12 protein-coding genes and 1 riboswitch are annotated in these 12,326 nt (G+C 74.7%); of the genes, 2 read left to right on the forward strand and 10 right to left on the reverse strand.

Annotated features, from left to right (window positions below; genetic code table 11):
* The 6 genes from ACTMS9_RS28960 to rpe form a co-directional block, all read right to left on the reverse strand.
* On the reverse strand, positions 1 to 1,266 hold the full coding sequence (locus ACTMS9_RS28960) for a bifunctional 3,4-dihydroxy-2-butanone-4-phosphate synthase/GTP cyclohydrolase II (protein WP_441149203.1): 1,266 nt from the start codon (positions 1,264 to 1,266) through the stop codon (positions 1 to 3).
* Positions 1,263 to 1,955: a nicotinamide riboside transporter PnuC gene (gene pnuC, locus ACTMS9_RS28965; protein WP_441166483.1), complete on the reverse strand. Its 693-nt coding sequence runs from the start codon at positions 1,953 to 1,955 to the stop codon at positions 1,263 to 1,265. Before pnuC ends, ACTMS9_RS28960 begins: the two co-directional genes overlap by 4 nt.
* Positions 1,955 to 2,593, reverse strand: coding sequence for a riboflavin synthase (locus ACTMS9_RS28970; protein ID WP_334573467.1), 639 nt, complete (start codon positions 2,591 to 2,593; stop codon positions 1,955 to 1,957). Before ACTMS9_RS28970 ends, pnuC begins: the two co-directional genes overlap by 1 nt.
* 1 nt (position 2,594) lies before the next feature.
* Positions 2,595 to 3,656: a bifunctional diaminohydroxyphosphoribosylaminopyrimidine deaminase/5-amino-6-(5-phosphoribosylamino)uracil reductase RibD gene (ribD, locus tag ACTMS9_RS28975; RefSeq protein ID WP_441166484.1), complete on the reverse strand. Its 1,062-nt coding sequence runs from the start codon at positions 3,654 to 3,656 to the stop codon at positions 2,595 to 2,597.
* Positions 3,657 to 3,804: 148 nt separating this feature from the next.
* Positions 3,805 to 3,979, reverse strand: a riboswitch (FMN riboswitch).
* A gap of 62 nt (positions 3,980 to 4,041) precedes the next feature.
* On the reverse strand, positions 4,042 to 5,001 hold the full coding sequence (locus ACTMS9_RS28980) for a response regulator (RefSeq protein ID WP_357920337.1): 960 nt from the start codon (positions 4,999 to 5,001) through the stop codon (positions 4,042 to 4,044).
* Position 5,002: 1 nt separating this feature from the next.
* On the reverse strand, positions 5,003 to 5,683 hold the full coding sequence (gene rpe / locus ACTMS9_RS28985; protein WP_436682863.1) for a ribulose-phosphate 3-epimerase: 681 nt from the start codon (positions 5,681 to 5,683) through the stop codon (positions 5,003 to 5,005).
* A 258-nt stretch (positions 5,684 to 5,941) separates the two neighbouring features.
* Here rpe and ACTMS9_RS28990 point away from each other — a divergent pair, with 258 nt between their 5' ends.
* Positions 5,942 to 6,829 carry a septum formation family protein gene (locus ACTMS9_RS28990; protein WP_441149200.1) on the forward strand — a complete coding sequence of 296 codons (888 nt, stop codon included), beginning with the start codon at positions 5,942 to 5,944 and terminating at the stop codon, positions 6,827 to 6,829.
* A 79-nt stretch (positions 6,830 to 6,908) separates the two neighbouring features.
* Positions 6,909 to 7,799 carry a septum formation family protein gene (locus ACTMS9_RS28995; protein WP_441166485.1) on the forward strand — a complete coding sequence of 297 codons (891 nt, stop codon included), beginning with the start codon at positions 6,909 to 6,911 and terminating at the stop codon, positions 7,797 to 7,799.
* A 63-nt stretch (positions 7,800 to 7,862) separates the two neighbouring features.
* Here the strand turns inward: ACTMS9_RS28995 and ACTMS9_RS29000 are convergent, their stop codons facing one another.
* From ACTMS9_RS29000 to ACTMS9_RS29015, 4 genes are read right to left on the reverse strand one after another with little or no spacing between them, the layout of a single operon-like run.
* Positions 7,863 to 9,488: an RsmB/NOP family class I SAM-dependent RNA methyltransferase gene (locus tag ACTMS9_RS29000; protein WP_441166486.1), complete on the reverse strand. Its 1,626-nt coding sequence runs from the start codon at positions 9,486 to 9,488 to the stop codon at positions 7,863 to 7,865.
* A complete protein-coding gene (fmt, locus tag ACTMS9_RS29005) occupies positions 9,485 to 10,411 on the reverse strand; it encodes a methionyl-tRNA formyltransferase (protein ID WP_441149197.1) in 927 nt (308 codons plus the stop codon). Before fmt ends, ACTMS9_RS29000 begins: the two co-directional genes overlap by 4 nt.
* Before the next feature lie 5 nt (positions 10,412 to 10,416).
* Positions 10,417 to 10,977, reverse strand: coding sequence for a peptide deformylase (def, locus tag ACTMS9_RS29010; RefSeq protein ID WP_441149196.1), 561 nt, complete (start codon positions 10,975 to 10,977; stop codon positions 10,417 to 10,419).
* Positions 10,978 to 11,020: 43 nt separating this feature from the next.
* A complete protein-coding gene (locus tag ACTMS9_RS29015; RefSeq protein WP_441149195.1) occupies positions 11,021 to 12,292 on the reverse strand; it encodes a cytochrome P450 in 1,272 nt (423 codons plus the stop codon).
* Positions 12,293 to 12,326: the final 34 nt, after the last annotated feature.

Below are 12,326 nucleotides of genomic sequence, written 5' to 3' on the forward strand. Positions count from 1 at the left end.
CTACGCTCCGATCTCGTCGCCGGGGACCGGGCGGCCCATCGGGGCCTCGGTCACCTCGTCCAGTTCGTCCAGCAGGTGCCCCATCCGGTCCCGCTTGGTCCGCAGGTACCGCACGTTCTCCGGGTGCGGCCGGATCGGCAGCCCCTCGCGGCCGGTGATGGTCAGGCCGTACCCCTCCAGCCCGGCCCGCTTGGCCGGGTTGTTGGTCAGCAGCCGCATCGAGCGCACACCCAGGTCGTAGAGGATCTGCGCGCCGGTGCCGTAGTCGCGGGCGTCGGCGGGCAGCCCCAGGTCGAGGTTGGCGTCCACGGTGTCCCGGCCCAGGTCCTGGAGCTGGTACGCCTGGAGCTTGTGCAGCAGCCCGATGCCGCGCCCCTCGTGCCCGCGCACGTAGAGCACCACGCCCCGCCCCTCCCGGGCGACCCGGGCCAGGGACGCCTGGAGCTGCGGGCCGCAGTCGCAGCGCAGCGAGCCGAAGACGTCCCCGGTCAGGCACTCCGAGTGCACCCGCACCAGCACGTCCTGCCCGTCACCGAGCTCCCCGTAGACCAGGGCGACGTGCTCGGCCGGGTCGTGCTCGGCGCGGTAGCCCAGCGCCCGGAACACCCCGTACGGGGTGGGCATCCGGGCGTCGGCGACCTGCTCCACCTGCTTCTCGTGCCGCCGCCGGTAGGCCACCAGGTCGGCGATGGTCACCAGGGTCAGGGCGTGCTCGGCGCAGAACTTCTCCAGGTCGGGCACCCGCATCATGGTGCCGTCGTCGTTGACCAGCTCGCAGAGCACGCCGGCGGGTCGCAGCCCGGCCAGCCGGGTCAGGTCGACGGCCGCCTCGGTGTGCCCGGGGCGGCGCAGCACCCCGCCCTCGCGGGCGCGCAGCGGCACCACGTGCCCGGGGCGGGACAGGTCGGTCGGGTCGGTGCCCGGGTCGGCCAGCAGCCGGATGGTGTGCGACCGGTCGGCGGCCGAGATGCCGGTGCCGATCCCCTCCCGGGCGTCCACGGTCACCGTGTAGGCGGTGCCGCGCCGGTCCTGGTTGGTGTGGTGCATCGGCGGCAGGTCCAGCCGGTCGCACTCCGACTCGGTCAGCGACACGCAGATGTAGCCGGACGTCCAGCGGACCATGAACGCCACCAGCTCCGGCGTGGCCAGTTCGGCGGCGAAGATCAGGTCCCCCTCGTTCTCCCGGGACTCGTCGTCGACCACGACGACCGGCCGGCCGGCGGCGATGTCCGCCACCGCCTGCTCGATGCTGGCGAAGGTGCTCATGCGACTGCCTCCGAGTAGGTGGACGGAATCGACGGGGCGGCCGACCGGGCGGCCCGCGAGGTCCGCCACCAGGCGGCGAGACCCCAGACGCAGAACGCGCCGTAGAACAGGTACATGGCCGCCGACGGGTAGAAGCCGCCGCGCAGCAGCAGCGGCACGCCGACCGCGTCGACGGCGATCCAGATCAGCCAGAACTCGACCCAGCCGCGGGCCATGCCGTACGTGGCGAGCAGGCTGCCGGTCAGGATCCAGGCGTCCGGCAGCGGGCCCCAGGAGCCGAGCGCGGCGAGCACCGGGTACCCGGCGGCGGTGCCGACGGCGGCGGCCAGCAGCAGGCCGAGCCGCTCGCGGCCGGTGGCCCAGCGCGGGCTGACCGCCGGCTGGTCGTCGCCCTGCCGGCGGTTGCGCGACCAGCGCCACCAGCCGTAGACGCTCACCGAGAAGAAGAAGACCTGCCGGCCGGCCTGGCCGTAGAGGTCGTGCGACTGCGGGGTGACGAAGACGCCGCCGAGGAACACGGTGAACAGCAGCGCGTTGCCGATCATGCCGACCGGCCAGGCCCAGACCAGTCGGCGCAGCCCGAGCAGCGCGGAGGCCAGCCCGAAGACGTTGCCGACGATCTCGCGGACCAGCACCGGCGAGCCGGCGATCTCGAGCTGGGCCTCGAGCAGCCAGCCGAGCGGGCCCATCAGCGCCCACCCCCCGCGGGCCCGCCGGGCAGGCCGCCGCCGGCGAGGCGGTCGCCGAGCAGGCGCTCGACGTACTTGGCCAGCACGTCGACCTCCAGGTTGACCGGGTCGCCGACGCCCTTGCCGCCGAGCGTGGTCAGCTTCAGCGTGGTGGGGATCAGCCCGACGGCGAACCAGTCGTCGCCGACGGCGGCCACGGTCAGCGAGACGCCGTCGATGGTGATCGAGCCCTTCTCCACCACGTACCGGGCGAGGTCGGCGGGGAGCCGGAAGCGGACCGTCTCCCACTGCGCGGCGGGCTCCCGGGCGACGATCTCGCCCACCCCGTCGACGTGGCCCTGCACGATGTGCCCGCCGAGCCGGCTGTTCAGCGCGGCGGCCCGCTCCAGGTTCACCGGGTCACCCACCCGCAGCGCGCCGAGCGCGGAGCGGCGCAGCGTCTCCCCCATCACGTCGGCGGTGAAGACGCCCTCCTCGACGTCGACGACCGTGAGACAGACGCCGTTGACCGCGATGGAGTCGCCGTGCCGGGCGTCGGAGGTGACCAGCGGGCCGCGGACGGCGACCAGCGCGGAGTCACCCCCGGTGTCCGTGACGCGGACGACCTCGCCCAACTCCTCGACGATGCCGGTGAACATCTCAGGCCTCCCTCTTCCGGGGCAGCGCGGTGATCCGCAGGTCGGGACCGATCTGCGTAACGTCGGTGATCTCCAGGTCGATGGCATCGGCGATGGTCGTCACGCCGGCGTCGACCAGCGCGGTCCGGCCCGCGCCGAGCAGCTTCGGTGCGACGTACCCGACGACCTTGTCGACCAGGCCGGCGGCGAGGAACGCGCCGGCCAGCCGGGGGCCGCCCTCCAGCAGCGCGGCCCGCACGCCGCGGTGGTGCAGCTCGGCCAGCAGCGCCGGCAGGTCGACCCGGCCGTCCGGGCCGGCCCCGACCTCCGCCGCGGTGGCGATCCACGTCCGGGCGGCGCCGTCGCGGACCCGGGCCCCGGCCGGGGTACGCCCGGAGCTGTCCACCACCACCCGCAGCGGCTGCCGGATGGCCAGGGTGCCGTCGCGCAGGTTGCGGGCGGTGAGCCGGGGGTCGTCGGCGAGCACGGTGCCCACCCCGGCGAGCACCGCGTCGACCGTGCCGCGCAGCGCGTGCACGTCGATGCGGGCCGCCTCGGAGGTGATCCACATGCTGGTGCCGTCGGCCGCCGCCGACCGGCCGTCGAGCGTCGCGGCGAACTTCCAGATGACGTACGGCCAGCCGCGGCGCATCGAGGTCAGCCAGGCGATGTTGCCGGTCTCGGCCTCCTGCGCGCGTACCCCGAACTCGACCTGGATGCCGGCGGCCCGCAGGGTGGCGGCGCCGCCGGTGGCGACCGGGTTGGGGTCGGGCACGGCGATCACCACCCGGGCCACACCGGCCTGGACCAGCGCGAGGCTGCAGGGGCCGGTGCGGCCGATGTGGTCGCAGGGTTCGAGGGTGACCACCGCGGTGCCGCCGCGGGCGCGCTCACCGGCCTGGGCGAGCGCGACGATCTCGGCGTGCGGTCCGCCCGCGTACGCGTGGAATCCCTCCCCGACGACCGTGCCGTCCGGATCGAGCAGGACGCAGCCGACGACCGGGTTGGGGCTGGTGGTGCCGAGGCCACGGGCCGCCAGCGTGACGGCGCGACGCATCGCGTCGTCGACGGAGACGCCGGCCATGCCTCTGCCCTCTCACTCGCCGGGCCGCGCGCGGGCGGTACGGGAGGAGCCGCGGGCAGGCGGCGGCGGATCCGGGAACGGCACGGCCGCCCCCGGGGAGCCCACGCGATGGCTGGATGCAACGACCCACGCAGGCCCGCCCCGTCCCGCGCGCTGTCTCCCATCCGGACTTTCTGGGTGCGGAACGTTCCCCGCTCCCAACCGTCGGCCCCGGATTCTCACCAGGTCCACCGGGCGGCCTGAGCCGTCCGGGTCGCGGGCTTACCACGGTCGGACCGTGGATCACCGCCGGTTCGGAATTTCACCGAGCCCCGCCAGCGCGTGGTGGGTACATGGGAAGTCTTACACGTTCCCCCGGCCGGTACGCCACTGCACGCGGGCTACCTCACACCCCGTCGGCGCGCCGCCGGTCCACCGCCACGTACGAACCGGGCTGGCTCTTGGCGACGGTTTTCATCTCCGAGGCGACCGCGATCGCGGCGAGCGGGTCGGTGAAGCGCTTCCGGGCGTCGGAGAGGGAGACCCCGATGGAGAGGGTGACCAGGTGCGCCCTGCGGACGTTGCCCCGGCGGTCCTTCAGCTCGACGTAGCCGCGCTCGGCGTCGGCCGGGTCGTAGAGCTTGTCGGCGGCCTTCTCGAAGTCCTCCACCGCGCGGAAGGTCAACGGCCGGACCTGTTCCGGGGTGCAGACGACGACGAAGTCGTCGCCGCCGACGTGGCCGAGGAAGGCCGGCGGCAGCCCGATCGAGACCACCGCCCGGTGCAGGCTGCGGGCCAGCGCGGAGATGAACTCGTCGCCGCGGACGAAGCCGTACCGGTCGTTGACGCTCTTGAACCGGTCGATGTCGATGTAGCCGACGGCGTAGTCGACGCCGCTGCGGACCCGGTCGCTGATCTCCCGGCGGATCCGGCTGTTGCCGGGCAGCCCGGTCAGCGGGGAGACCTCCCGGAACTCCTTGTTGCGGCGCAGCGTGGAGCTGACCCGGGCCACCAGCTCGGCGGTGTCGAAGGGCTTGACCAGGTAGTCGTCGGCGCCGGCGCTGAGGCCGTGCACCTTGTCCACGGTCATCCCCTTGGCGGTCAACATGATCACCGGCAGGGCGGAGGTCATCGGGTCGGCGCGCAGCCGGCGGGTCAGCTCCAACCCGTCGATCCGGGGCATCATCAGGTCCACCACGGCCAGGTCGGGCCGGTGCCGCTCGATCATCTCGAGCGCCTCCTGGCCGTCGCCGGCGTGGAGCACCTCGAAGCCGTGCAGCCGCAGGTTGAACTCGACGAAGCGGGCGATGTCCTCGTCGTCGTCGACGACCAGGATGACGTCGGGTCGGTCGCCGGCCGGGTCCACGTCAGGCTCCGGGAACCGCGCGCTCCGCGAGCCCCCGCAGGCGGCGCACCGCCTCGGCCGGGTCGGCCGCCCCGTAGACGGCGGTGCCGGCGACGAAGGCGTCCGCGCCGGCCGCCGCGGCCTGCTCGATGGTGTCGGCGGCGATCCCGCCGTCGACCTCGATGCGCAGCTCCAGGTGGCCGGTGTCGACGTGCCGGCGGGCCGCGCGGACCTTCTCCAGCAGCTGCGGGATGAACCGCTGCCCGCCGAAGCCGGCCTTGATCGTCATGATCAGCAGGGTGTCGAAACTGGGCAGCAGCTCCAGGTACGGCTCGATCGGGGTGTCCCGGTCGATGGCCAGCCCGGCCTTGGCACCGGCCGAGCGGAGGTCCTTGGCCAGCGCGACCGGGTCGTCGCAGGCCTCGGCGTGGAAGGTGACGTTGTACGCGCCGGCGTCGGCGTAACCGGGGGCCCAACGACGCGGGTCGGTGATCATGAGGTGCACGTCGAACGGGATCTGGGTCACCGCGCGCAGGCTCTGCACCACGGGCAGGCCGATGGTCAGGTTGGGCACGAAGTGGTTGTCCATCACGTCGACGTGCAGCCAGTCCGCGGCGTTCTCCACGGCACGGACCTCGTCGGCGAGGCGGGCGAAATCGGCGGCGAGGATGCTGGGCGCGACGATCGGCGGCGGTACGGTCACGGGGTCAGTGTACGAATGCGGCCACCCGCCGCGGGCATCGCGGCCCCACGGGAACGCCCTGTGACCCAGGAGTGACCGCTGGTGCAAGATTGGGCTCCACGGAACGCAAAACCGGACGGACGGCCAGCCGCGACTGGCCGCCCGACGGAAAGGCGGCAACACTCCATCAGAGACGGTCAGCCGTGCTGCACGTCCCGCGGAACCGCAACTCCGCGCGGGCCGCAACGACCGGCCGTCATCTCCCGGAAAGGGCGGACGATGCGACGGTGGCTCGTGGCGCTGGCGCTGGCCGGCGCGGCGACGATGGCGATGAGCGGCTGCGTCCCGCAGCACCGGCCCGACGGCGACCTGGCCGACGACTGGCCGGACCTGCCCGCACCGCGGATGTTCGTGCCCGCCACGGACGCCTGCCTGCCCCGGATCACGGCGGTGGTCCAGGCGGGCACCTACGACACGGTGGACTGCGCCCGCAACCACCTGGCGGAGGCGATCCACGTCGGGACCTTCACCGGCGACGCGGCTGCCGGGCCGCGCCCCGAGCCGGGCTCCCCGGCGCTGCGCCCCGCCCGCGCCGAGTGCGACCAGCGGGCCCGCGAGGTGCTCGGGGGCGACTGGCACTCGGCCCGGCTCACCATGAACATCGCGCTGCCCTCCGTGCCGGCGTGGAACGGCGGCGCCCGCTGGTTCCGCTGCGACCTGAGCGAGACCGACAGCATCGACAACACCCGCCCGGTCAACCGGACCGGCAGCCTGCGCGGCGCGATGATCGGCGACAACCCGCTCACCCACCGCTGCTTCGACCCCAAGCTGATCGGCGACAACCTCAACTACATGGCGCCGGTGCTCTGCTCCGAGCCGCACCGGGCCGAGTTCGTCGGGGTCTACCTCGAACGGGACATGACCTGGGCGGAGTTCGGCCGGGCCAACCAGGAGGTGCACCGGCGCTGCATGGCACTGATCGCCAACTTCGCCGCCGTGCCGAACAACTCCGACCTGCCGTACCGGGCCGGGTCGATCTTCTACCCGCCGTCGCAGCGGGAGTGGGAGGAGGGCGACCGTGGCATCCGCTGTTTCCTGTGGAGCGACGACCGGAAGCTGACCCGCTCGATGCGCGGCGCCGGCCCGAAGGGACTCCCCGCCATCTAAGGCCGGGTGCCGTAAGCTGCCGCACCGTGACACCCGCTCGGCGGGCGTCACGGTCACGGTCGGCGAAAGGTCGGGTGCGATGCGGCGGTGGTGGACGGCGGTCGCCGTGGGCGGCGCGGCGTTGCTGGCGCTGACCGGGTGCGGCGCCCCCGCCGGGGTGGACGCGGACCTCGCCGACGACTGGCCGGCCCTCGCCGCGCCGCAGGGATTCGTCCCCGCCGCCGGGGTCTGCCACGCCGAGGTGCAGGACGTCGGCTACCTCAGCGGCTACCACCCGGTCGACTGCGGCCGCTCGCACCGGGCCGAGACGATGCACGTGGGCACCGTCACCGGCGCCGACGCCCGGCGCGCCACTCCCCCGGCCGGCGGCACCGGCGCGATGCTCGCCGCCCGCGCCGAGTGTGACCGGGAGGTCCGGCGGGCGGTGGGCGCCGACTGGCGCTCCGGCCGGCTCGGCCTCGCCGTCGTCTTTCCCTCACCGGCGGCCTGGACGGGTGGGGCCCGCTGGTTCCGCTGCGACCTGACCGAGGTCGAGAGCGTCGACGAGGCGCGGGCCACCCCCCGCACCGGCAGCCTGAAGGGCGCCCTGACCCGCGACACCGACCTGCGGCTGCGCTGCTTCGAACCGAAGGTCGACGGCGACGACGTCGAGGCGATGAAGCCGGTCTCCTGCACCGCCCGGCACCACGCCGAGTTCGTCGGCGTCTGGCCGGCCGCCGGCCTCAGCTACGCCCAGGTCACCAAGGGCGACGGGCGGGTCCACAAGGGATGCCTCGGCGTGCTGGCGAAGTACACCGGGGTGCCGAACGACGGCAACCTGCGGTTCCGCGCCGGCTCGATCTTCTACCACCCGCTGGAGCGGGAGTGGCGCGACGGCAACCGCGGGGTGCAGTGCTTCGTGTGGGTCAGCGACCGCACCCTGACCCGCTCGCTCAAGGGCGTCGGCACCCGGGGTCTGCCGGTCCGCTGAGCCCGCGGCGGGGCGGCCCTGCCGTGCTCCGCCCCGCCCCCGTACCGCTGCGCTGCCCGCCGCTCAGCCGCGGCGCAGCACCGCCAGGAACATCGCGTCCGTGCCGTGCCGGTGCGGCCAGAGCTGCACCGTCGGGCCGTCGCCCAGCCCCGGCATGCTGGCCGGCAGCAGCGTACGGGCGTCGACGAAGTCCGCCGGCACATTGGCGCGCCGGGCCGCCTCGGTCACCGTCACGTGCGTCTCCACCACGTGCGGGGAGCAGGTGACGTACGCGACCAGGCCGCCGGGACGGGCCGCGCGCAGGGCCGCGGTGAGCAGTTCGCGCTGCAACCGGGTCAGCGGCGGCAGGTCCGACGGCTGACGCCGCCAGCGCGACTCCGGCCGGCGGCGCAGCGAGCCCAGGCCGGTGCACGGGGCGTCCACCAGCACCCGGTCGAATTGCCCCTCGGGCAGCTCCGGGTCCGCGCCGACCGTGCGGCCGTCGGTGTGCAGCACGCTCACCGGCAGGCCCCGGGTGGCCTGCTCGACCAGCCGGGCGCGGTGCTCGGAGACCTCCACGGCGGTCAGCCGGGCGCCACGCTGCGCGGCGAGCGCGCCGAGCAGGCCGGACTTGCCGCCGGGGCCGGCGCACAGGTCGAGCCAGCGCCCGTCCGGGCCGTCCAGCGGCGCGACGGCCAGCGCGTTCGCCACCAGCTGCGAGCCCTCGTCCTGTACGTGCGCGCGCCCCTGCGCCAGCGCCGGCAGGTCACCCGGCGCGCCCCCGGAGAGGTAGACCGCGTACGGCGAGAAGGCGCCGGGCGCGCCGCCCACCTCGTCGGCCAGTTCCACCGGGTCGGCCAGGCCGGGCCGGGCGCACAGGTGCACCGGGGGCCGCTCGTTGTCCTCGATCAGCAGCCGGGCGGTCTCCCCCAGGTCCCCGCCGAGCGCCTCGGCGAAGGCCCGCACGATCCACTGCGGATGGCTGTACGCCAGCGCCAGGTGGCCGACCGGGTCGGTCTCCATCGGCGGGGCGAGCTTGGCCACCCAGGCGTCGACGTCCCGGCCGGCGATCTCCCGCAGCACGGCGTTGGCGAAACCGGCGGCGCCCGGCGCGACCGAGCGGACCAGGTCGACGGTCGAGGAGACCGCCGCGTGCGCCGGCACCCGGGTGTGCAGCAGCTGGTACGCCCCGAGCCGCAGGGCGTCGCGGGCCGGCGGGTCGATCCGCTCGACCTCCCGCCCGGCGGCGTCGGCGATGATCGCGTCCAGGGTGCCGGTGTGGCGCAGCGTGCCGTAGGTCAGCTCGGTGGCGAAGGCGGCGTCCCGGCCGACCAGCCCCTCCTCGCGCAGGATCGACGGGAGCACCAGATTGGCGTACGCGTCGTCCCGGTGCACCGCCGCGACGGCCTGGTAGGCGGCGTACCGGGGCAGGTCGACAGCCGGGCGGGCGGGACGGCCGCCGCGCCGGTCGAAGCCGGGACGGCCACCACCGGGGCGGTCGCCGCGGTAACCGCCGCCGGTCGGGCGGTCGCCGCGGTAACCGCCGGTCGGGCGGTCGCCGCGCGGCGCGTCGGAGCGGCGGGGCGCGGACCGATCGAACCGGTCACCGCGGGGGCCGTCGGCGCGACCGGCGGACCGGTCGCCGCGGGGACTGTCGGAACGGGAGCTGTCGGAACGGGAGCTGTCGGAACGGTCCTCGGGGGTGCTCACGCGAGCACCTCGCCGGCGCCGACCCGGACGCCGCGCGCCCAGTCGGTGGCCGGCATGGCCTTCTTGCCCGCCGCGCGCACCTCACCGAGCTGCACCGGCACGGTCGCGGTGCCGGCCAGCACCCGGGACTTCTCCACCAGCAGTTCTCCCGGCTTCAACTCGGGGCCGTTGCCGACCGGGGTCACCGGGCCCAGCTTGACCCGGTCGCCCCGGAAGGTCGTCCACGGCCCCGGGGCCGGCGTGCAGGCCCGGATCCGTCGGTCGACGGCGAAGGCCGGATCGGTCCAGCGCACCCGGGCGTCCTCCACGGTCAGCTTCGGGGCCAGGGACACCCCGTCGGCCGGCTGCGGCTCGGCCCGGGCCGTCCCGGCCTCGATCGCGTCGAGGACGGCCACCAGCAGGCCCGCGCCGGACTGCGCGAGGCGCTCCAGCACGTCGCCGGAGGTGTCGGTCGGCCGGATCTCGTCGGTGAGCGTGCCGTAGACCGGGCCGGTGTCCAGGCCCTGTTCGAGCTGGAAGACGCTTGCGCCGGTCAGCTCGTCGCCGTGCAGCACGGCCTGCTGCACCGGGGCCGCGCCGCGCCAGGCGGGCAGCAGCGAGAAGTGCAGGTTGATCCAGCCGTGCCGGGGGATCTCCAGGGCCACCGGCGGCACCAGCGCGCCGTACGCGACCACGGGCACGCAGTCCGGCGCCAGCTCGCGCAGCCGGTCGAGGAACTCCGGCTCGCGGGGCTTCGCCGGGGTCAGCACCTCAATCCCGCGCTCGTCGGCCCACGCGCCGACCGGCGAGCGGACCAGGCCGCGACCGCGCCCGGCCGGGGCGTCGGGACGGGTGACCACGGCCAGCAGCTCGTGCCCGGAGGCGGCGACAGCGTCCAGGGCGGGAACGGCGACGGCCGGCGTGCCGGCGAAGATCAGGCGCATCCGCCTCACCGCCCCAGACCGAAGGGGCTGCCGGAGGCGTGCGGATTGAGCTTGACCGTGGGCGGGGCGGCCGGGTCGTACCACTCGGCCTGGCGGATGGCCTTCATGGCCTCCTTGCGCCCGGCCGGGTCCAGCCGGTCGACGAAGAGCACCCCGTCGAGGTGGTCGGTCTCGTGCTGCACGCAGCGGGCCATCAGCCCGGTGCCGACGATCTGCATCGGGTCGCCGTAGCCGTTGTAGCCCTTGGCGATGACGTTCTGCCGGCGCTTGGTGTCGAAGTAGAGCCCGGGGATGGACAGGCAGCCCTCCGGGCCGTCCTGCTCCTCCTCGTCGGGGAACTCCAGCACCGGGTTGACCAGGTGCCCGAGCACGTCGTCCACGTCGAAGGTGAACACCCGCAGGCCCACACCGAGCTGGGGCGCGGCCAGGCCGGCGCCGCTCTGCTCCCGCATCGTGTCGGTGAGGTCGGCGATGAGCCTACGCAGCTCGGTGTCGAAGTCGACGACCGGATCGGCCGGCGTGCGCAGCACCGGGTCCCCGAACAGACGGATGGGCTGGACGGTCACGCGGTGTGGCTCCTTCGGCTGTACGGACGGGTGCCGTACCAGTCTACGGAGTGCCGGGGGTCGCCCCGGCCGGCGTACCGCGATGCGCCGCCGCCGACTCCGTGTCGATGATCACCGGCAGGGTCTCGTAGCCGCGCAGGGTGAGCCGGGTCCGGTGGCGGGGCCGGCCGGCCAGGGCGAGGCCGGGCAGCCGGCGCAGCAGCAGCGGGAAGGCGACCTGCGCCTCCAGCCGGGCCAGCCCGGCGCCGAGACAGTAGTGCGGGCCGGCCCCGAACGACAGCGGGTGGACCTGCGGGCGCCACGGGTCGAACCGTTGCGGCTCGGGGTAGCTCCGGGAGTCCCGGTTGGCCGCGCCCAGCAGCAGCAACGTCCAGCTGCCCGCCGGCAGCTCGACCCCGCCGCAGCGCACCGGCGCCTCGTTGATCCGGGTGGTGAGCTGCACCGGCGAGTCGTAGCGCAGCAGCTCGTCGGCGTACCCGGGGGCGAGGTCGGGATGCTCGCGCAGCGCATCGGCCGCGCGCGGGTGGTCCAGCAGCACCACGAGGCCGTTGCCGAGCAGGTTGGTGGTGGTCTCGAAGCCGGCGACCAGCAGCACCACCAGGTTGGCCAGCAGCTCCTCGCCGGAGAGCCGGTCGCCGTCGGCGTCGTGCACCTGGACCAGGGCGGTGGTCAGGTCGTCGGCGGGCGCCGCGCGGCGGGCCCGGACCAGCGCGGCGAAGTAGTCGCGCAGCTCGGTGGCGCCCCGGTCGGCGACGGCCAGCTCCTGGGTGGTGATCTCCGGCTCCAGCACGCCGGTCAGGTCGGCGGCCCAGCGCCGGAACAGCGGCCGGTCGGCCGCCGGCACACCGAGCAGCGTGCAGATCACCCCCACCGGCAGCGGATACGCGAACTCGGCCAGGAAGTCGACGGGCTCACCGTCGCGGGCCCGCTCCAGCATCGCGTCGACCAGCTCGTCGGCCTGCGCCTCGACCACGTCGCGCATGGCGGCGATGCGGCGCGGGGTGAAGGCGCCGGCCGCGAGTCGCCGCATCCGGCTGTGGTCGGGCGGGTTGGTGCGCAGCATCGACCGGGAGATCGACGCGACGGCCGGGCTGTCCCGCCAGCCGGGGAGGAACTGGTCGCGCAGCGCGTCGTCCATCACCCCGAACCGCGGGTCGCGCAGGATCTCGTCGGCCTCGGCGTAGCCGGTGACCACGTAGAACACCGGCCCGGCCTGGACCACCGGCCCGTACCGGCGCAGCCGCTCGTACGTGGGGTACGGGTCGATGCGCCCCTGCGGCGACATGAGCAGGGCGAGCGCCTCGGCTGCGTCCATGACCGGCCTCCCGCGTCGATGCGTCGGAGGCTTC

It is taken from the genome of Micromonospora sp. L31, from assembly GCF_052068075.1.
Classification (GTDB): Bacteria; Actinomycetota; Actinomycetes; order Mycobacteriales; family Micromonosporaceae; genus Micromonospora; species Micromonospora purpureochromogenes.

Bases quoted from the DNA above. Each gene is read 5' to 3' on its own strand.
- ACTMS9_RS28960 (WP_441149203.1), bottom strand. From the start codon at position 1,266: ATGAGCACCTTCGCCAGCATCGAGCAGGCGGTGGCGGACATCGCCGCC.
- ACTMS9_RS29015 (WP_441149195.1), bottom strand. From the start codon at position 12,292: ATGGACGCAGCCGAGGCGCTCGCCCTGCTCATGTCGCCGCAGGGGCGC.
- ACTMS9_RS28970 (WP_334573467.1), bottom strand. From the start codon at position 2,593: ATGTTCACCGGCATCGTCGAGGAGTTGGGCGAGGTCGTCCGCGTCACG.
- fmt (WP_441149197.1), bottom strand. From the start codon at position 10,411: ATGCGCCTGATCTTCGCCGGCACGCCGGCCGTCGCCGTTCCCGCCCTG.
- ACTMS9_RS28990 (WP_441149200.1), top strand. From the start codon at position 5,942: ATGCGACGGTGGCTCGTGGCGCTGGCGCTGGCCGGCGCGGCGACGATG.
- ribD (WP_441166484.1), bottom strand. From the start codon at position 3,656: ATGGCCGGCGTCTCCGTCGACGACGCGATGCGTCGCGCCGTCACGCTG.
- ACTMS9_RS28995 (WP_441166485.1), top strand. From the start codon at position 6,909: ATGCGGCGGTGGTGGACGGCGGTCGCCGTGGGCGGCGCGGCGTTGCTG.
- pnuC (WP_441166483.1), bottom strand. From the start codon at position 1,955: ATGGGCCCGCTCGGCTGGCTGCTCGAGGCCCAGCTCGAGATCGCCGGC.